This window comes from Methylotuvimicrobium sp. KM1, from assembly GCF_044788715.1.
GTDB lineage: Bacteria > Pseudomonadota > Gammaproteobacteria > Methylococcales > Methylomonadaceae > Methylotuvimicrobium.
In genome coordinates, this window is the sequence record NZ_CP173170.1 from 2230502 (window position 1) to 2249973 (window position 19472).

Genomic DNA, 19472 nt, shown 5'->3' on the forward strand with positions numbered 1-19472 from the left:
TTATGGGTCGAAAATCATGTACGGGATACTGTTGTTGCTGCATCTGTTGAGCGCCACCGTTTGGACGGGAGGGCATATTGTCTTGGCGGTTGTCGTTTTACCGAGAGTTCTCGAGGAGCGCTCTCCGGAATTGCTGCTGGCCTTCGAGTCCGTTTATGAAAAAATCGGTATGCCGGCGCTGATCGTGCAAGTTTTAACCGGGCTTTTACTGGCCTATCGCTTGGTTCCGGATATAGGCGAATGGTTCACGATGGCGAATCCGGTTTCTCATCCGATCGCGGCAAAACTGATCCTTCTTGCGTTGACGGCGGGTTTTGCCGTCAACGCCAGGTTTCGCGTCATCCCCGCATTGTCAAAAGACAACCTCGAGGTCATGGCAGGGCATATCGTTGCGGTCACGGTTTTGTCTGTTTTGTTCGTGATCGTCGGCGTTTCGTTCCGGACCGGATGGCTGTATTAATCAGGTCATGAATATTTCAATCAAGCGGGTATACGATCAGCTGGATGCCGGAGACGGAATGAGGATTTTGGTTGACCGGCTCTGGCCACGAGGCTTGCCGAAAGAGGAGGCGAAGATCGATTTGTGGCTGAAGTCGGTGGCGCCTTCAAATGAACTGAGAAAATGGTACGGACACGATCCCGAAAAGTGGGTGGAGTTCAAACAGCGGTATTTCTCTGAGTTGGCTTCGAATTCGGATGCGGTCACGGAATTGATCGGGCATGCGAAAAGCGGCAGGGTGACCTTTTTGTATTCATCGAAAGAGGCAAAATACAACAATGCAGTGGCTTTAAAAGACTATATAGACGCCATGATCGAACAATTTCGCTGCCATTAGCCCGAAACACAGCGGAATCCGAGATAATCCGAGTTTAATTCACCCCGGATTCAGCAAGCGGCATTCGGGCGCTGAAAATCATGGAAACGGAGCGTCAGCGAAGTGATGATTTTTAGTCCCCGATAGCCGTAGCGCCGGGTGTTTTGCCGGAGTCTGCGCGAGTAGCGCAGGTGGAGGCAAAATACAAGGCATCGCGACACGGCGTAAAGCCATTTGTGGGAGTGCTACGGAGCCGCATCGAGTATACGATGATGTGGCGTAGTGGCACGGACGCAGGGCGAATCGGGGCCGCCGAAGGCAATAATCGCCAAGCAATTTTTCGCTGCTGAAATCGGACGGACCCCATTTCAGCTTTCGCGAAAAATCTTGGCGCGCTTGTTACTTGCTGAACCGGCCGGCGCTATTTTACTTACGAAAAAATTGATTTCACGGCAGAAGTCAAACTGTCCCAGCCTTTTTCTAATTTCGCGGAAATCTCGTCCCATCCTTCTTCCAACGAGTCTTTTACGTCATCCCATTTGTCGTCGGCGGTTTCGGCGATTTCAAGGGCTTTCGCTTTGGCCTGCTCGAGTTTGGGTTCTAAGTCGTCGATTGCTTCGCGGATGTCATCGAGAGTTTCTTGCGATTCTTCCTTGGCTTTGTTTTTCAATTTGGTTAATTTGGCTTGTTGTTCGTCGATCGTGGATTGGATTTTATTCAATAGTTCGTCTTTAGTCATTGCCGTCGTTCCCAAGAGTAGTGTTCAAGTGAATTGAGTCCTTTCGAACGATCCGATAACGTCAGGATTTGCGGCCGAACAATTTGCCGAATGAATCGATGGCGCCGGAGACGCCGCCGACGCTATTCAACAACTGTTCTCCAAGATCGGCAAGCGTGCCGTTTGGAGAAGCCTTGTCTATGGCGTTGGGTACTGCTTCCTGCAGTCCGTTCAACGCCGTAGATTCGCTGATGCCTAGTTGTTTGGCGAATGCGGCGATTTTGTCGTGGCCGAATATTTGTTCCAACTGGTTTCCGGAAACCGGAGCGTTCTGGCCTTTGCCTAGCCACGAGGACGCGAGCTGCATTAAATCTTGGCTGCCACCGTTCTGCATGCTGGAAATAATAGAACCCAGGTTCGGTTGACCTTGTTTATTGCCGAATAATTTCGCCAACGCCCCGACGATTTCGGAGGTTTCTACTTTTCCGTCACGATCCGTGTCCAATTGCTCCTTGAATATTTGTGCACTGCTTTGAAGTAGGTAATTGATGTCCATGACGGCACCACCTCGGGTTAAAGGTTTTTGGGGATTCGGATTTTCTGGCCGGGATAAATTTTATCCGGGTCTTTGATGACTTCTCGGTTGGCCTCGAATATTTTTTGATATTTCGAGCCGTTGCCGTAGGCTTTCTCGGCGATTTTCCAAAGCGTATCGCCTTTTTCGATCGTGTAAAACTGATCGTCTCCGGCGACCGTGCTGCCATCCGCGATCGTCACTCCTGCGGCATCGATGGCTTCGATGCCTTGCACATTCCCTGCGATCAACACGGCTTTTTCCAGTGCTTCGGCCGAGCTTGCCTTACCGCTCAGAATCGCGCGCCCGTCTTCGACTTGAACCTGTAGGTTTTCGACGCCAGGATTGTCTTCTTCGATCAGTTTTTGTATCGCGGCAGGCGCCTCGGTTTCGGAGCCGAACAGTTTTTTGCCCATATTCATTGCAAAATTGAATAAGCCCATGATTTAGCCTCTTTTTTGTTATGGAAATGTGGTTTGCTTACGGAACATACCCCTGAACTTGCCAGTGGTCAACTGATTTCGGGCGTACAAAAAAATCAAGGCAGACTTTGCATTTAACATTTGGACCTTGTTGATCTAACCGACCAAGGAAAATTACTTGTGGTATCGCATGCCGACAGAGGAGATACAATTCGAATCATAACGCCAAGATTAGCCACGCTAGCGGGTTTGTCCGATACTCTGTTTGGCGCTTGTTGCAAGATAATCGCCGGAAGTAATACAAATGAGACCCTCGATCGGGCGGTTATAGAGATAAACCCAAGCGTTCAGTATTTGGCCTTGACCAAACATGACCGGTTCGATGGACCTCGCATATTCGTGGGGTCGAGAATCGCCGATGGAGCACTGCTCGTAGCGGTCGAGTGTGGTTAAGATCATTTTCGGATGATCGGTTCGGTAGATATCGCCTAGCACTCGGTCACCGGCTTTGTTGGATTTTACGACCCCCGGATATTTCCCCAGATTAAATAATTTTCCCTGAAAATATCCAGGGCCAATCCAGTCGGCGCGTTGATTTAGCCAACGCGACATGGGGTGTCCGTGATTTTTTCTTAAGGTTCCGTACACGAATAGATAGTGTGTTTGGCGTTTTTTAAGTCGTTTCACTTTTTGTTGTCGTTCGAATAGTACATTTTGTCGACGGCGTCTTTAAGTCAGTGATGCAGAGCAATTGCCGAGTAGCAAAATCGACCTAACACCCCGTCACCTCCTTAGGTACTACCGAAATTTGAAGTGCGAAGGGTGCAAAAACGAAGGTCTACTTTTGAAAATGGTGCGTAGGGCAGTGATCGTTACGTAAGCTAATAATCGGCCAATTCGATTGTTCAGCATAGGCTTTGAGTTTTTCATCGGGGTCGACCGCAACCGGGTTTTGCACTCGATTCAACAAAGGCAAGTCGTTGTGCGAATCACTGTAAAACCAACTGTTTGCAAGGGTTTCTCCCGAGGATGTCAGCCAGTCTTCCAATAAAGCGACCTTGCCGGCTTGGAAACAAGGCGTGCCGCTGAAATTGCCGGTATATCGCCCGTCGATGAATTCCGGGGTTGTTGCCAACAAGTGTTCGATACCGTATAGCTTGACGATAGGTTCTGTGACGAAGCGATTGGTTGCGGTAATCACCATCAAGGTATCGCCTTTGGTTTTATGTTTGTCGATCAAGGCTTGAGCCGGTTTGAGCATTAACGGTTTGATGATTTCTTCGATAAATTGTTCGCGCCATTCAAACAGTTGCCTAGGGGTATGCTCAGATAAGGGTTTTAATGAAAAGTTAAGAAATTCCACAATATCCAGACAGCCTTGTTTGTAATCGTCATAAAACTTGGCATTGGCTGCTTCATATTGGGCTTTGTCGACAATGCCTCGGTCGACTAAAAACTGTCCCCATAAATAATCGCTGTCATCGGCGATTAAGGTGTTATCTAAATCGAAGATCGCTAAACTCACTGCTGTAACCTATTGAAAAGTTTTAAAGGGCTTCGCGCTATAGCCTTGTTGATTGTTTTGTGGAACAATATCGCAATATTTTAAATCCCTGGTTCACTGGGCCATTCTATCACTTAGAAAAATGACGCTGTAGTTCTGCTTCGAATTTTTGTTTTTGCCCACTAAGGTCGAAACGGGTTCGTTAGCGATTTGCAGTTTAGCGTTTCAGTAGAGAAGGCGTGGGCACCAGGCTTATATTGACAGGTTTTAACATGATTGACTCAAAAGGATACCGACCCAATGTCGGCATCATCCTTTGCAATGACGAGGGTCGCGTGTTTTGGGCTAAGCGTACGGGCGCTAATTCATGGCAGTTTCCGCAAGGAGGCATCAATGAGGGCGAGGACCCGGAGCAGGCGATGTATCGGGAGTTGTGGGAGGAGACGGGTTTGCGTTCCGAACACGTTCAGTTACTGGGCAGGACTCGATATTGGTTACGCTATCAATTGCCGGAACGTTACATGCGCAAAAACTCGTGGCCGTTATGCATAGGGCAAAAACAAATTTGGTTTATTCTTCGTTTGTTGACACAAGATTCGGAAGTGCGATTCGATTGCGGGGCCAAACCTGAATTCGACGGTTGGCGTTGGGTCGATTATTGGGAGCCGCTTAAGGATGTTGTGTATTTCAAGCGAAAAGTCTATCGCAGAGCAATGTCTGAGTTAGGCGAGATTTTGTTGGCCGATTCGGTGCCGGTCAAGGCTGACGGCTTCTTAGCTAAGAAATGGCAGCAACAGAAATCTCGGTAATTTAATATTCCGTACAGCTCCGATCGATTTCTTGCAAGATTCCCGGCAGGCGGTGAACTTGGGTGGTGATCCGTCCGTCCGAATGCAATTCAATGGTTCGATAGCCCGGCATCAGGTCGTCTAACGTAAATCGCGAGCATAGCGGTTTGAATTGGAAGCAAGTCGATGGCGTGCCCAATATTCTTAGCGAGTTCAAGTAAATATCCATTTCTTGATGAATATGTCCGGACGTGATGCCTCTTATTTGCGGATATCGGTCCATAATCTCTAAAAACTCTTCGCAGTTTTTAATGATCATCGTGTCCATCCAGCTACTTCGGGTCGGAATACAGTGGTGATGAACCGCAATCAACGTAAAAAGATTTGGTTTTGTTTCTAGCGCATCTTCAATAAACCTCAATTCGTTTTCACTGAGGCTTCCCTCGGCTTTCCCCGGTATCTGGCTATTCAGGCAAAGCACTTGCCATTTCTCGAACTCGATATGTTTCTTACAGCTGATGTTGTCTTGGTTTAGCCATTGCTGCATTAAAGGATAATCGTCGTGATTGCCCGGAAGGCATAGTGTGTCGACTGCTAATGTGTGTAGTTGACCGAAAATTCTTTGATAAGCTTCAGGGCAGGGGTCCTGAGTTAAATCGCCGGTAACTAATACCAAATCGTAATGTGTGTTCGTTTGCCGCACATGTTGCAATACGGCCTCGAAATAAAATTCGGTGTCGACTCCTAGCATTTTTTCGCCGGGGCTCGGAAGAATATGCAGGTCGGTTAATTGTAATAGCGATAACGTGCCTTGAGTGCTCATGGATATTAATTCAGATGGATTTGCACAATATTTTAGAGTTACGCTGTGGATTGTAGATCGATTTCAGCTGTTCGGGCAGCGTTTCGACTGCGGTTGGTGCAAATCCGCGCTCTAAGAACCAATGGCTGGTTTGCGTCGTGAGCGCAAAAATTTGCTGCATGCCTAGCATTTTAGCTTTATGTTGCAAATGCTCTAATAATCGACCGGCTCTAGCTGAGCCTCGGTAATCTGGATGTACGGCCAGACAGGCGATCATGCCGGCGTGTTCGCTTTCGATCGAATGCAGTGCGGTACAGCCGATAATTAGACCGTCCCGTTCGATAATAATATAGTCTCCGATCTCCATTTCCAGTTTTTCCCGCGAACGTTTAACTAGGATACCTTGTTCTTCTAAAGGTATGATGAGTTCTAAGATACCGCCGATATCGTTTAATGTTGCTTGGCGCAGTTCTTCATAAGGTGTTGAGCTAATTAATGTGCCCGTGCCGTCTCTGCTGAATAATTCCAAAAGCAGACCGCCGTCTTGATGGCGATTAACAAGATGCACACGTTCAACGCCGGATTGGCAGCCATGGATCGCAGCTTGTAAAGGCAGGCTAATTGATTGTTCTATGCCTGGAAAGCGCTCAATAAATTGTTGGGTTTCGACGGTTGTCATTTGCTGAATCTTGTCGCCGCTTTCAGGATGATTGATGCTTTGTTCGGTGAGCAATAACAGTTTTTCTGCTTTTAAGGCGATCGCAATTTCGGTTGCTACTTTTTCTGCCGACAAATTGAATGCCTCGCCGCTCGGTGAATAACCGACCGGCGAGATTAAAACAACGGAATTCATGTCCAGTTGTTGATGGATGGCTTGGCTATCGATTCTGCGTACTTCGCCGGTATGGCCGTAATCGACGCCGTCGATTACGCCGATTGGCTTTGCGATGACGAAATTACCCGATACGACGCGAATTTTGGCGCCGGCCATCGGCGAGTTGGCTAGTCCCATCGATAAGAGCGCTTCGATTTCAACCCGGACGAGGCCGGCAGCTTCTTTTACGCATTGTAGAGCCAATTCGTCGGTGACTCGGAGATTCTTATGAAAACGGGGGGCGATGTTTTGTTTGCGTAGGCAGGTATCGATTTGAGGGCGAATACCATGTACAAGAACTAGTCGTATCCCCAGGCTGTTGAGCAGCGCAAAATCATGCACATGATGCGCGAACCCCGAGTCATAGACTGCCTCGCCGCCGAATGAAACGACAAAGGTGCGGTTCCGATGGGCGTGTATATAAGGAGAGGAGTCTCTGAACCAGTTGACAAAATCGTGGTTCAGAGACAAGGCCGGTAAATTAGAATCGGTCACAAAAAGCTGACTCGGTCAATTTTTTTCCGCGATCAATCTAAATTGTCGGTGACGGCACCTTTCGAAGCCGAACTGGTCAATTTGGCAAATTTCGCCAATACGCCGCGCGTGTATTTAGGGGCCGGTTGTTGCCATTTTTCCATGCGGCGGTTCATTTCGTGCTCGTTGATGTGCAGCGTCAATTCGTTGTTTTCAGCATCGATAGTAATGGAATCGCCGTCTTGTACGATGGCTAGCGGGCCGCCGGTGTAGGCTTCAGGGGTAATATGTCCGACCACGAAGCCGTGCGTGCCGCCTGAAAAGCGACCGTCGGTGATCAATGCGACGTCTTTGCCTAGCCCTTTGCCCATGACAGCCGAAGTTGGCGACAACATTTCGCGCATACCGGGGCCGCCTTTCGGGCCTTCGTAACGAATCACGATGACGTCGCCTTTGATGATGTCGCCGTTCAAAATGCTTTGCAATGCCTGCTCTTCGGCATCGAATACTTTCGCTTTGCCGGTAAACAATAAACCTTCCTTACCGGTGATTTTCGCGACCGAGCCTTCCGGAGCCAGATTGCCGTATAAAACGACCAAGTGACTGTCTTTTTTAATTGGGTTGTCGAAGGAGTGGATCATGTCCTGGCCTTCAGGATACGGTTGTACGTTGGCAAGGTTCTCGGCCAGCGTTTTGCCGGTGACAGTCAAGCAATCACCGTGCAGTAAACCGCGGTCCAGTAGGGCTTTCATCAATGGCTGAATGCCGCCGATTTCAATCAGCTCGGCCATTTGATATTGTCCGCTCGGCTTCAGGTCGGCCAGCATCGGAACGTTTTTGCCGATGCGGGTGAAATCGTCTAGCGTGATGTCAACACCGGTTGTATTGGCCATCGCAATCAAATGTAGCACCGAATTGGTCGAGCCGCCGAGTGCGATAACGACGGTGATCGCATTTTCGAATGCTGCCTTGGTCATGATGTCGCGCGGTTTGATGTCTTTAGCGAGCAATTCGAGAACAGCCGCGCCGGCGCGTTCGCAGTCGAGGCGTTTGTCTTCGGAAACCGCGGCTTGCGCTGAGCTGTTCGGTAAGCTCATGCCCAGAGCTTCGATTGCCGAGGCCATCGTGTTTGCTGTGTACATACCGCCGCAGGAGCCCGCGCCGGGTATCGCTTTCGCTTCGATTTGAGCAAGTTCTTCGTCGTCGATTTTATTGTTCGCGCGAGCGCCGACCGCTTCGAAAACTGAGACGACATCGAGTTTTTTATCTTTATGGCATCCCGGCAGAATCGTACCGCCGTAAACGAAGATGGCAGGACGGTTTAGGCGCGATAATGCGATCATGCAGCCGGGCATGTTTTTATCGCAGCCGCCGATCGCGACGACGCCGTCGAAGCCTTGACAGCCGACCACGGTTTCAATCGAGTCGGCAATGACTTCACGGGAAACCAGCGAGTATTTCATGCCTTCGGTGCCCATCGAAATACCGTCGGAGATCGTGATGGTATTGAAAATAACTGCTTTGCCGCCGGAATTATCGATGCCTCGAGCTGCATCGTCGGCAAGTCGATTAATATGCATGTTACAGGGAGTTACCATGCTCCAAGTTGAAGCGACGCCGATTTGTGGTTTTTTGAAGTCTTCATTTTTAAAGCCAACGGCATGCAGCATTGCGCGGCTTGGCGCTCGCTCCATGCCGTCAACGACTTGTGATGAAAAGCGTCTTGCGGATTTGTCACCTGAATTTGCCATCTGAATTCCTAATGTGTTCAATTGTTAATAGTAGACTGGGGGGTATCAAGTTGAAGCGGTTCCTTAGGATTGCGCGAAAAATAACTTCCGGAAGTTATGAGCTTTTTCGAAGATTCGGTTACTTGCCCCAGTCCTATCCCGGGGGCATTTGCTCAAGTAATTATGTGCGCGCACTTACTTTCATCTCCAATCTTTAAAACGTATCCCAACTACTGGTTCGTCGTCCTAGGCTTAGTTTCGGTAATATAAAACCGAGTAAAACGCCTCCTAATGCGAGTATTCCGCCATAGAGAAACCAGTCTTGATGAGCGTTATCGCGTAAGGCTTGGTTTTCTCGTTTAAGTTGCTGTAACTCGCGTTCGGCTGAAACGACGCGTTCTTGAAATTGATCGCGTTGGTTTTTAATGTCGATAGCGCTTGACGAAATTTGTTTTATTTCGGCAAGTTCCATCATCAATTGGTTGCGTTCGGCCATTAATGTCTCGCTAGATTTAACGGTCTCTTGCAATGAAGTTAACTCGGATTTCAGTCCGGCATTATCATTTTGAAGTTGTTCGATTTTTTTATTTGCTTGTTCAAGTAGATGGCTGTCGGGCGGCGAGGTTTTTAAAAAACGAGTTAAAATGTAGCCTTCGATACCTTTATTTGTTCTAACATAAGAATAACCGGAGCTGAGGTCTTCGATCAGTGTCAACGGCGTGCCGGAGCGAAGCATTCGCAAAATTTTACTGCGTTCGTTCTCGGCGACTCTGAGTGTTAATTCTAGGTCGTCAGTGACATAAACGGTTTTAGCTTGGGCAGCATTGATAACAATTGCGGAGAGAATGATAGCGTATACTAATTTTTTCACGTGTATCCTTGATGCAGGCAGGGTTGCATTATTTGTATTAGGAGTCGGTCAAATTTTACTTGTCACTCATTAATAATTCCAGCAAAGCCTTTTGTGCGTGTAGACGATTTTCCGCTTCGGGGAAGACAACACTTTGAGGGCCGTCGATGACTTCGGCAGCGACTTCCTCGTTTCGATGTGCGGGGAGGCAATGCATGAAAAGCGCGTCTTGGTTTGCAGTATTCATGACTCGTTCGCTGACTTGATAATCCTTGAAAGCTATTTCGCGTTGTTTTTGCTCTTCTTCGTGGCCCATGCTGGCCCATACGTCGGTAACAATCAAGTCTGAAGCTTCTGCCGCTTCTTCGGGAGAATTAAAAAACTCAATGTGTGACCGTCCGGTTTCTACTATTGCCGGGGTCGGCTCATAGCCCCGTGGGCAGGCAATATGTAATTTAAAATTCAATAACTTTGCAGCGTTTATATAGGAGTGACACATATTATTGCCGTCACCAATCCAGGTAACGGTTTTGCCTTCTATGTCGCCGCGATATTCGAAATAAGTTTGCATATCGGCAAGTAGTTGGCAAGGGTGTAGAAGATCGGTAAGGCCGTTGATGACCGGTACGCTGGAATATCTTGCGATCGTTGTGACCGTTTCGTGTTTAAACGTTCTCAACATCATGCCGTCGACCATGCTTGAAATGACTTTTGCGCTGTCTTGCAAAGGTTCGCCGCGGCCGAGTTGCGTGTCCCGCGGCGATAGAAATAAAGCCGAACCGCCTAAATGAATCATGCCGGTTTCGAACGAGATACGAGTTCGTGTCGAGGATTTTTCAAAAATCATGGCAAGAACCTTACCCTTCAACGGTTGATAGTTCGGGTCACGATATTTTTTTAGCTCGATTGCCCGATCGATTAAGGTTCGAAATTCGGTCGAAGTTAGATCATTTAGGCTAATAAAGTGTCTAGGGTTCATTGGCTTGATGTTTTTCCGTGAATTCGTGGATAGCGGCGGTTAGTGTTTTCACCAGTCTTTCGATTTGTTGCGCGTCGATAATCAACGGGGGTAATAACCTTATGGTTGTTTCATTAGTCACGTTGATCAACAATCCTTTTGACAAGGCGTTGTTGACGAGCTCGCCGCAAGGTACCGATAATTCGATGCCGATCATTAAACCTTTATGACGAATTTCTACGATCTTATTGTTGCCGACCAATAGCTCATCGAGCTTGGACGCGATCATTCGTCCTTTGATTTCGGCTTGTTCGATCAAATGGCCGTCATTTAATTCGTTCAATACGGCTAGAGCTGCGCTACAAGCTAAAGGATTGCCGCCAAAAGTTGAACCGTGAGTGCCCGGCGTCAAAATTTTATCGGCTTTTCCTCTCGCTAAGCAGGCACCGATTGGAACGCCATTAGCGAGCGCCTTGGCGAGTGTGCAAACATCGGGAAGTATGCCGTTATGCTGGTAAGCTAAAAACTTGCCGGTACGGCCAATGCCGGTCTGGATTTCATCCAGCATCATCAATAAATCGTGCCGGTCGCATAGTGTGCGGATTTTATTGAGATAATCCGGTGCGGGGATATTAACCCCGCCTTCGCCTTGAATCGGTTCTATAAGAATGGCAACTACATTGCTATGTTGTTGTAAGGCGTTTTCAATCGCGGTTATGTTGTTATATGGAACGCGAACGAACCCCTCGACCAGTGGCGCGAAACCTTGCTGGATCTTGGTGTTCCCGGTAGCGCTAAGCGTCGCCAAGGTTCTGCCGTGAAAGCTTTTTTCCATGACGATGATGGCGGGATTTTCTATGCCTTTTTGATGACCGTATCGGCGTGCTATTTTAATAGCCGCTTCATTGGCTTCGGCGCCCGAATTGCAGAAAAAGGCATTATCCATCCCGCTTAGAGCCGTTAACCGATCGGCGAGTTGTTCTTGTAAATCGATGCGGTATAAATTGGATGTGTGAACCAACTTCGCGCTTTGCTCACAGATGGCTTTATGTATGGAAGGATGGGCATGGCCCAGGTTGCATACCGCAATACCGGAGAGAGCGTCCAGATAACAATTGCCTTGTTGATCCCAAAGCAAAGCGCCTTCTCCTCTATCCAAGGAAATGCTTAAACGTCCGTAAGTTGGCATAACGTGGCCGGTCATAGATTATACCTTACCTAAAATGCAAAAAGGCGGCTAAAAGCCGCCTGCAAGAAAACCGATGATTATATGTTTGATAACCGGGCTAATCAATAGTATTGCTATAAAAAGAAGCTTTTTTAACAAAGCAAATCTTGATAGTATTACTTGGTTTTTATAATTAACGAGTAATTTCTATGGATGTAATAAGCAGAATTAAAGATCAGATTGAAAATAATCCGGTAGTACTCTACATGAAAGGTACTCCCGATTTTCCTCAGTGCGGATTTTCCGGCCGCTCGGTGCAAGTATTGCGCGCCTGCAAGGCCGATTTCACGTTTGTTAATATTTTCGAAGACCCTGAACTTAGGGAGGCGTTGAAGGAATATTCCAGTTGGCCGACTTATCCTCAGCTGTATATCAAAGGTCAATTAGTTGGCGGTTGCGATATCATTCTCGATTTATATAACACGGGTGAGTTAGTCAAGTTGTTGCAGGATGCTGAAGCTATTAGCGCTTGATTTTTTTGCTCGCCATGGATGGCGAGTGGCTTTTATGTTCTTGCGATCCTGCAATCCTTGCCCAAATGTCGCTTTCGATGCCGTTTCAACTACCAACGTAAGCATAGTCTTTTGTACCGGGTAACTTCTTGATCGCTTCCTCTAGCTTTCGGCTATGCCCGAGCCTGATTTTGTCTCGGCGTCAGACTCTAACGATTCCAGTTTTTTCCAGCGGTTGACGATTTTGCAAAACAGTGTAGCCGTTTGTTCGGCATCGTATAAAGCCGAATGCGCTTGGTCGCTATCCCAATTTAATCCAGCTGCGGCGGCAATTTTTGCCAGTACCGTTTGCTGATAGACTAGACCGCCTAATGTTGCGGTATCGAAAGTGCTGAAAGGATGAAATGGACTACGTTTGATTTGCGTTCTTTGGATTGCCGCATTTAAAAAACTAATATCGAAAGCGGGATTGTGGCCAACCAGTATCGCTCGGGTGCAGTCATTTCTTTTTACGGCCTTTTTGATGGGTTTGAATAGTTTATCCAGCGCATCTTTTTCTTGAATAGCCATGCGGAAAGGATGGTATGGATCTATTTTGTTGAATTTTAGAGCGGATTCGTCTAATTCGGAGTTTTGAAAAGGAATGATATGACATGCGTGACGCTCGGTGACTTCAAGGTTACCGTGTTTATTTAGTTCCACGATGACCGCTGCAATTTCCAGTAACGGATTTTTTTTGGGGTTGAAGCCTCCGGTTTCAATGTCGATAATTACTGGAAGGTAGCCTCGGAAGCGACTTCCCAGGGGAGTTATGGTTTTTTCCATCGATACATAAAAATTGAGAAAAATTTGAAAAAAGGAGTAGCGGCAAGTTTATTGCCAATGCTCGAAAGGGCAGGGATATTGTGCTATGTTACGCGAAAAACACCGAATAATAAAAATTTAGGTATTGCGAGGCCGTATATGAATCTAAAACCAATGGTAGCCCGTTTGGCGATGCCGTTATTACTGAGCACTGTGATCGGATGCGCGTCGGCGCCCGAAGCTAGGATCGATGAAAGCGATCCGTGGGAAGGTTTTAACCGGAATATGCAGGTCTTTAACGATAATTTGGACGAGTATGCCATGAAACCTCTTGCCAAGGGGTATCAATGGATTACCCCTTCTTTTGTCGATCGGGGTATTACAAACTTCTTTAGTAATATCAATGATATAGGTGTTACCATTAACGATTTGTTGCAATTTAAATTAGCCCAGACCGGATCGGATGGCGCTCGTTTTCTTGTGAATACGGTGGCGGGTATCGGAGGTTTGTTTGATGTTGCGACAGAAATCGATTTGCCGAAGCATAATGAGGATTTCGATCAAACTTTAGCGGTTTGGGGAGTGCCGTCAGGACCGTATTTGGTATTGCCGCTTTTTGGCCCGAGTTCGTCCAGAGGTGTATTCGGCCTTGTCGGCGATGCCGCTATGAATCCAATTAGTTATATCGATGGCGGTATCGTTTCCGGAACTTATGGTGCTATTGGGGGCGGTCTATTTGTATTGAATGCGGTCGATACTCGCGCCGACAATTTGAGCACAACGAGAATTGCGACAGAAGCTGCTGTGGATCGATACGAATTCTTCAAAAATGCCTATATACAACAACGAGAATATTTGATTCTAGACGGTAATGTGCCCGAAAACGATTGGGATCTCGATGTTGATTTTAACAATTTCAACGACGAATATATCGAACCGGATGCGATTTAACTGAAACGACTTGGAGAGAAGGGCTATGGTTAAAATTCTTGCCTTTTCCGGCAGTGCTAGAAAAAATTCCTATAACCAGAAATTGGTTGAGATTGCTGCCGGTGGAGCTAGACGTTCGGGTGCGGAAGTTACTTTGATTAATTTAGCTGATTTTGAAATGCCCATTTTCAATGAGGATCTCGAAAAAAAAGAGGGAATGCCGCGAGCGGCACGGGATTTTAAGTCGCTTTTAATCGCACACGACGGTTTTTTAATCGCATCGCCTGAATATAATAGTGCATTTAGTCCATTATTAAAAAATGCAATAGACTGGGCGTCGCGTCGGGAGGGCGATGAGTTGCCTCTGCTAGCATATCGCGGAAAATTAGCGGCAATTATGTCCGCTTCGCCTGGTGCTTTGGGCGGTTTGAGGGGGTTGGTGTTTTTAAGGTTGCTATTGTCCAATATCGGTGTAACCGTTCAAGCCGGTCAGCAAGCGATAGCCAATGCCGCAAAAGCATTCAACGATGACGGCTCGTTGGTCGATACCGCTCAACAAGATGCTGTCATCGAATTAGGCGTTAATTTAGCTCGGACACTGGCAAAATTAAAATCTACGGAATAGCGAAAAGTGATTCTTAACCGCATATTCATAAATCGATTTTCATAAGGATACGGTAAAAAATAACTTCCCTAAATGGATCTGGCGCTTTGCAAGCATCCTTCGCAAGTTTATCGTTCCCATGCTCTGCGCTCGCCGTTATTCACATCCCTTTGATACGCTATTGGCCATTATGCTCGATCCTAAGATTTATTTTGTGGGACCCCAGCTATCGTTACTTCGGAAATCGGCCGAACGTCTTTCATCTCAGTTTCTCGATTTAGTAAAGGAGATAATGTCGGCTCCAACGATTTGACAATTTGCACCGGTAGCGAACTGGTGAATCGGTAGTTTTCCGCATCGGGTCCTTTAACATAAGCGGTAATGACACCAAAGAATCGATCCCCAAGGAAAAATGCAAAAGTTGCGGCACGGCTGATGAATTTCGATTCGATCAACCGTCCACGTTCCCCCCACACTTGGCGCCGATGGTCGCCGGTGCCGGTTTTTCCGCCTATTGCGATCGGTTCGATATCGGAGTCTTTGTAAACGTTTCTTAAGCGTGTTGCCGTACCCCCTTCGACGACGCCAATCAAAGCATCACGGGTCACTTTTGCAATTTCGGGCGCAAAGACTCGCTGGCCATGAGCGGGTTGTCGACTCATGATGGTTTCATAGGGCGTGTCTTTTGCGAAATGAAGTTTTTCAAAACGAACTAGCGGTTGTCTGATGCCGTTGTTTTGTAGAATACCCATCAGCTCTGCTAATGCCGCCGGACGGTCTCCCGACGCGCCGATTGCGCTAGCATAGGAAGGCGTCAAATAACTGAAAGGGTAGCCCGTTCTTTGCCAAGCACGATGGATTGAGGTAAATGCTTCGATTTCCAGCAGCGTCATAATGCGCCGTTGTTGAGCGCTGGCTCGGCGGCTCCTAAATAACCAGCGATAAACTTCCTGGCGTTGCACCGTGCTGGCTTCTAGCATTTCTTCTTTTGTTGCGTTAGGGTGTTGAGCTAAATACCTGACTAACCAAAGTTCGAGAGGATGGATTTTGGTGATGTAGCCTTGATCCTGTAAGTCGAAATTGGCCGGAGAGTATTTTTCGTGCAGTTTTTCGATTTTTTCATTGCCGCGCGTGGAGGCAGGTAGGTTTTTTTTCAGAAACTGTTCCAACGCATCAATGCTAGCATCGGGATAAATCGATTGGTATAGCATAGAAAACCGGGATGCTTTGGCGTAAACGCGTTTTGTCAGCATAGCCAGTGCCTCTTCGGGCGACTTATCTTGATATTTTGCGTAGAATCGGCGCAAATATATACGTCCTTCACGGTCAGCAAAACGTTGGAGATATTCCTGGCGGCGAGGGTCGTCCGGAATTTCCAGCCACCGTGCAACACCTCCAGGTTTGTAAAGGTGATGATATACGACTTCGCGCATGAGGCGAATGAAGACTAAATTGACCGAATCGCGCAAGGCATCGCGAACCGATAGGATTTTTTCGTTGTCTATCCGGCTGAAATTACTAAAGCGATGAATGCCGCCCCCGGTATAGAAACTTTCTCCCGGGCTGGCCGAGAAACGCCTGTCGAGGGCCCGGTTCAATAAATCTTCCAATTGTATATTAGGGTTGGCGCGAAGTTGATGGATTACCCAGGCGGAAATATAGTCGCGTGAATGCAGTTCGATTTTATTGAATTCGGAAACCGGGGTGTGTTTGTAAAGCTCGTAAACTTTGGTGACTAGTTCAAGGTAATGAACCATCGTTCTGAGTTTAGCGGTAGAACCTAGGTCGATCTTGATGCCTTCGTTGATATCCAGCGGTTGATCGTAATTATCGGTTTGTACGCGTAGCAAGTTGCCTTTTGGGCTTCGCTCGAACAACATCAAGCTGTAAATAATAGGCGAGGGATCGTTGGTTTCATTTAATAACCTGAATCCGATAGCGCCCGCGGCTCGGGCGCCTTCTATTTCGCTCAAACGCCTGAGGGATTGACCGACTGCTTGCTGAGTATCGAAATCGATAGTCGACTTTGCGGTCAAGTCAATTCGGTCTAATTCGTAGATCGAATGAACTCCCAGCGCTCTAGCTAATCGTGTCCGGAGTACGGCTTGGGTCTTTTTTTCGGTCATGAACTTGGCCGGCTCTGGGATTTCGCTGGTTTGGCGGGCAACGGATGCTTGTAATGAAGCATCGCGTAATGATGTTGAAATGAGGCCTTGTTCGGCCATGACCCTTAAATAACTGTCGGTAAGATTTTGTAATGCTTTGAAGCCGGTCTTAGAACCGAGTAGATCTGAGGGTCTGCGTTGCGATAGAAGCAAGCTAAGCACTTGCCGGTAGGCTTTGCCTTGTTCGGGGCTGACTGCTTGTTCGGGGTCGAAGGCGCTTGAAGCGAGTAGGCGATTGGTTTCTTCAAAATCCGCTCCGTACCAGGCCGATAATCCATCGCCCAAACCATGAACCTCACCAAGTTTAGGCGTCGCAGCCAACGGCATTGAGTTTAGATATGAAAGCGCGATTTGTTTTCTCATTTCCCGGGTATCGGGTCCCAATAAGTAAGCGCGTATCGAAGCGCTGACCATTTGTTGCAGTTTGTCTTTGATTGAGTGAGTATAGCCGTCCGGTGAATGACGGTATTTTTCTAACTGAGTCGCCAGGGTGCTTCCGCCCGGTACGTTGATGTTTGAGCCGAATTGCTTGGCAATGAATTGCATGCCGGCGAATCCTAGTCGACTCCATTCGATAGCCGGATTTACCGTAGGGAATTTGTCATTGAGTAATTCGCGGTTCTCAATAAATAACAAAGTGTTGAGAATAAGCGGAGGAATCGTATCAAAATGTGCATATCCGTAAGTCGGATGCCGGGTGTTGAATAATTCGCGGTCTTTGTAATCGATGATGCGAAGCCCGGCTTGGATTTTTTCCTGATAGATGGGGTTGAGCCCGTAGTCGTTCAATTGCAAAATCGCATCGGAGGAGTGTGCCTGGGCCGATATCTTGAAACCGTTGTTTTCCAGACGGGATATCATGTCGGGTAACGATGTGTACCCGAGCCGTCGATCATAAGGGCCTTCAGAAGGAAAGCGAATCGACGAGCTGATGCCGGGTTCGAGTTTGAAACTCAACTGTTTGGTAATCTCCGAAAGATAGCGGGCTTGATAGCGGGAAGTTTCTATTTCCTCCTTGACTAAGATGACAAAAGAAAAGCTTAACCACGCCGCGCCGGTCCAAAAACTCAATACCAATAACCGGCGAATTTTAAGTTTAACATTTCGCATATTCTGTGGTTACCTTCAGTCAGGTCTTGTTGAATTTGGGCCGTCCAAGTATGGGATAGGTCGATTCTTTAGGGGAAATATACCTTTCGCACGTCAAGTTTCGGCAGTGCATGAGGAGGCGCCGGGATGCTCGGTCCCTCGCATAACGCTAGCTGAGGGGGCAGCATGCTGCTGGGCCTTTGATGCCCCCTTGCGCAGAATTTTGATCTACGAGGGTATAATTGTCAAAAAATGATTTTAAACCCTTTATTCATCATTATATGAATTTTAAATTAATGCAAAGAGGCATTTTTTAATCGAAAGTTCAGTCGCTTTGCCGGGGGCGCTAAAATAATCCCAATGCTCGATAGGTATTTTGATCGAAGAGTATAGTGACAGCTTTGCCGTAAGTGAAAATTGTTAATGACCAAATAGCGATAATTTCGTAGAATTAACACAGTTTTGTCTTTTCTGTAACGGGATGGGTCTTGTGCGGCTCCTCCCGTTTTGCACATTTGAGGTAGCAGATTTTGAGTAAACCCGCATTACTGGTATTGGAGGATGGATCGGTTTTTAATGGCGTATCCATCGGAGTAGACGGTTGTTCCGTTGGAGAAGTCGTTTTTAACACTTCATTGACTGGATATCAGGAAATATTGAGTGATCCATCTTACGCGCGTCAAATCGTAACATTGACATATCCGCATATCGGCAATGTAGGTACCAATGCCGAGGACGACGAGTCACCGAGTGTTTTTGCCAGCGGTTTGGTTATTCGAAATTTACCATTGCAGGCTAGTAATTGGCGGTGTGAAAAAACTTTGCAGGAATATTTGATCGATCGGAATGTGGTCGCGATTGCCGAGATCGATACGCGTAAACTGACTCGCTTATTACGCGATAAAGGTGCTCAGCGCGGTGCTGTTATTGCCGGCGATAACCCTGATATCGAGATTGCCAAGAAAGCGATAGCCGATTTTCCCGGCCTTAAAGGCATGGATTTGGCCAAAATCGTGACTGTCGAGAATTCTTATGAATGGACGGAGGACGTTTGGGATCTCGACAAAGGGCATCAAGCAGCCAATGATTTGACTAAGCATGTCGTCGCCTTTGATTTCGGAATTAAGCGCAATATCCTGAGGCTGCTTGCCAATCGCGGATGCCGAGTTACCGTCGTTCCAGCACAGACGTCTGCTGAGAAGGTCTTGGCAATGAATCCCGATGGCGTGTTTTTATCGAATGGCCCGGGTGATCCGGAGCCATGCGATTATGCAATCGAAGCGATAAAAACGATTCTCGATACCAAAGTTCCTGTTTTCGGTATTTGTTTAGGCCATCAATTATTGGCTTTAGCCAGCGGCGCAAAAACCGAAAAAATGAAATTCGGGCATCATGGCGCGAATCATCCTGTTCAAGAGCTTGCGACCGGACGGGTTATGATCAGTAGTCAAAATCACGGCTTTGCGGTCAACGAAGCGAGTTTGCCAACGCATTTAAAAGCGACTTTTCGTTCGCTTTTCGATGGCAGTCTGCAAGGCATAGAGCGAACCGATTGTCCGGCTTTCGGCTTTCAAGGGCATCCCGAGGCGAGTCCCGGTCCACAGGATGTCGAAAGTCTATTCGACCGTTTCGTCGACCTGATGAATCAAGCCAAAACGCACTAAACCGCCACAGACATATATAGTTTAAAA

General features: G+C 47.4%; 20 protein-coding genes. 7 read left to right on the forward strand and 13 right to left on the reverse strand.

What is annotated here, in order from left to right:
- The first annotated feature begins 16 nt into the window (after positions 1-16).
- Both ACINK7_RS09480 and ACINK7_RS09485 read left to right on the forward strand, forming a co-directional pair.
- Positions 17-460, forward strand: coding sequence for a CopD family protein (locus ACINK7_RS09480; protein ID WP_404361120.1), 444 nt, complete (start codon positions 17-19; stop codon positions 458-460).
- 7 nt (positions 461-467) lie between these two features.
- Positions 468-836 (forward strand): DUF488 domain-containing protein, encoded by a 369-nt coding sequence (locus ACINK7_RS09485; protein ID WP_404361121.1) that lies wholly within the window; start codon positions 468-470, stop codon positions 834-836.
- A 409-nt stretch (positions 837-1245) separates the two neighbouring features.
- Here the strand turns inward: ACINK7_RS09485 and ACINK7_RS09490 are convergent, their stop codons facing one another.
- The 5 genes from ACINK7_RS09490 to ACINK7_RS09510 form a co-directional block, all read right to left on the reverse strand.
- The gene (locus tag ACINK7_RS09490; protein WP_404361122.1) at positions 1246-1554 is read right to left on the reverse strand and encodes a hypothetical protein; all 309 of its coding nucleotides are present in this window, start codon (positions 1552-1554) and stop codon (positions 1246-1248) included.
- A 61-nt stretch (positions 1555-1615) separates the two neighbouring features.
- Positions 1616-2089 carry a YidB family protein gene (locus ACINK7_RS09495; RefSeq protein ID WP_404361123.1) on the reverse strand — a complete coding sequence of 158 codons (474 nt, stop codon included), beginning with the start codon at positions 2087-2089 and terminating at the stop codon, positions 1616-1618.
- A 17-nt stretch (positions 2090-2106) separates the two neighbouring features.
- Entirely contained in the window at positions 2107-2550 is a 444-nt protein-coding gene (gene lysM / locus ACINK7_RS09500; protein ID WP_404361124.1) for a peptidoglycan-binding protein LysM, read from the reverse strand.
- 219 nt (positions 2551-2769) lie between these two features.
- A complete protein-coding gene (locus ACINK7_RS09505) occupies positions 2770-3216 on the reverse strand; it encodes a gamma-glutamylcyclotransferase (RefSeq protein WP_404361125.1) in 447 nt (148 codons plus the stop codon).
- Positions 3217-3367: 151 nt separating this feature from the next.
- Positions 3368-4054, reverse strand: a complete 687-nt coding sequence (locus ACINK7_RS09510) for an HAD family hydrolase (RefSeq protein ID WP_404361126.1) — start codon at positions 4052-4054, stop codon at positions 3368-3370.
- Positions 4055-4305: 251 nt separating this feature from the next.
- Here ACINK7_RS09510 and ACINK7_RS09515 point away from each other — a divergent pair, with 251 nt between their 5' ends.
- The gene (locus tag ACINK7_RS09515; RefSeq protein WP_404361127.1) at positions 4306-4842 is read left to right on the forward strand and encodes an RNA pyrophosphohydrolase; all 537 of its coding nucleotides are present in this window, start codon (positions 4306-4308) and stop codon (positions 4840-4842) included.
- Position 4843: 1 nt separating this feature from the next.
- On the opposite strand, the gene cpdA is transcribed toward ACINK7_RS09515, so the two are convergent.
- From cpdA to ACINK7_RS09545, 6 genes are all read right to left on the reverse strand, one after another.
- Complete coding sequence (cpdA, locus tag ACINK7_RS09520; RefSeq protein ID WP_404361128.1) at positions 4844-5644, reverse strand: 3',5'-cyclic-AMP phosphodiesterase; 801 nt, start codon at positions 5642-5644, stop codon at positions 4844-4846.
- A gap of 10 nt (positions 5645-5654) precedes the next feature.
- Complete coding sequence (argA, locus tag ACINK7_RS09525) at positions 5655-6992, reverse strand: amino-acid N-acetyltransferase (protein ID WP_404361129.1); 1338 nt, start codon at positions 6990-6992, stop codon at positions 5655-5657.
- 32 nt (positions 6993-7024) lie between these two features.
- Positions 7025-8722 (reverse strand): dihydroxy-acid dehydratase, encoded by a 1698-nt coding sequence (ilvD, locus tag ACINK7_RS09530; protein WP_404361130.1) that lies wholly within the window; start codon positions 8720-8722, stop codon positions 7025-7027.
- 193 nt (positions 8723-8915) lie between these two features.
- A complete protein-coding gene (locus tag ACINK7_RS09535) occupies positions 8916-9572 on the reverse strand; it encodes a TIGR04211 family SH3 domain-containing protein (RefSeq protein WP_404361131.1) in 657 nt (218 codons plus the stop codon).
- A gap of 55 nt (positions 9573-9627) precedes the next feature.
- Complete coding sequence (gene argF / locus ACINK7_RS09540) at positions 9628-10530, reverse strand: ornithine carbamoyltransferase (protein ID WP_404361132.1); 903 nt, start codon at positions 10528-10530, stop codon at positions 9628-9630.
- The gene (locus ACINK7_RS09545; protein WP_404361133.1) at positions 10520-11713 is read right to left on the reverse strand and encodes an aspartate aminotransferase family protein; all 1194 of its coding nucleotides are present in this window, start codon (positions 11711-11713) and stop codon (positions 10520-10522) included. Before ACINK7_RS09545 ends, argF begins: the two co-directional genes overlap by 11 nt.
- Positions 11714-11886: 173 nt before the next feature.
- Between ACINK7_RS09545 and grxD the strand changes: the two genes are divergently transcribed.
- Positions 11887-12210, forward strand: a complete 324-nt coding sequence (gene grxD, locus ACINK7_RS09550) for a Grx4 family monothiol glutaredoxin (protein WP_014148278.1) — start codon at positions 11887-11889, stop codon at positions 12208-12210.
- A 141-nt stretch (positions 12211-12351) separates the two neighbouring features.
- On the opposite strand, the gene rnt is transcribed toward grxD, so the two are convergent.
- Positions 12352-13014, reverse strand: a complete 663-nt coding sequence (gene rnt, locus ACINK7_RS09555) for a ribonuclease T (protein WP_404361134.1) — start codon at positions 13012-13014, stop codon at positions 12352-12354.
- A gap of 138 nt (positions 13015-13152) precedes the next feature.
- Here rnt and ACINK7_RS09560 point away from each other — a divergent pair, with 138 nt between their 5' ends.
- Complete coding sequence (locus ACINK7_RS09560) at positions 13153-13944, forward strand: VacJ family lipoprotein (protein ID WP_404361135.1); 792 nt, start codon at positions 13153-13155, stop codon at positions 13942-13944.
- 25 nt (positions 13945-13969) lie between these two features.
- The gene (locus ACINK7_RS09565; protein WP_404361136.1) at positions 13970-14548 is read left to right on the forward strand and encodes an NADPH-dependent FMN reductase; all 579 of its coding nucleotides are present in this window, start codon (positions 13970-13972) and stop codon (positions 14546-14548) included.
- Positions 14549-14727: 179 nt separating this feature from the next.
- Here ACINK7_RS09565 and ACINK7_RS09570 read toward each other — a convergent pair whose 3' ends face one another.
- A complete protein-coding gene (locus tag ACINK7_RS09570) occupies positions 14728-17802 on the reverse strand; it encodes a transglycosylase domain-containing protein (RefSeq protein WP_404361137.1) in 3075 nt (1024 codons plus the stop codon).
- Positions 17803-18311: 509 nt separating this feature from the next.
- On the opposite strand from ACINK7_RS09570, the gene carA reads away from it, so the two are divergent.
- The gene (gene carA, locus ACINK7_RS09575) at positions 18312-19445 is read left to right on the forward strand and encodes a glutamine-hydrolyzing carbamoyl-phosphate synthase small subunit (protein WP_404361138.1); all 1134 of its coding nucleotides are present in this window, start codon (positions 18312-18314) and stop codon (positions 19443-19445) included.
- The last annotated feature ends 27 nt before the right edge of the window (positions 19446-19472 follow it).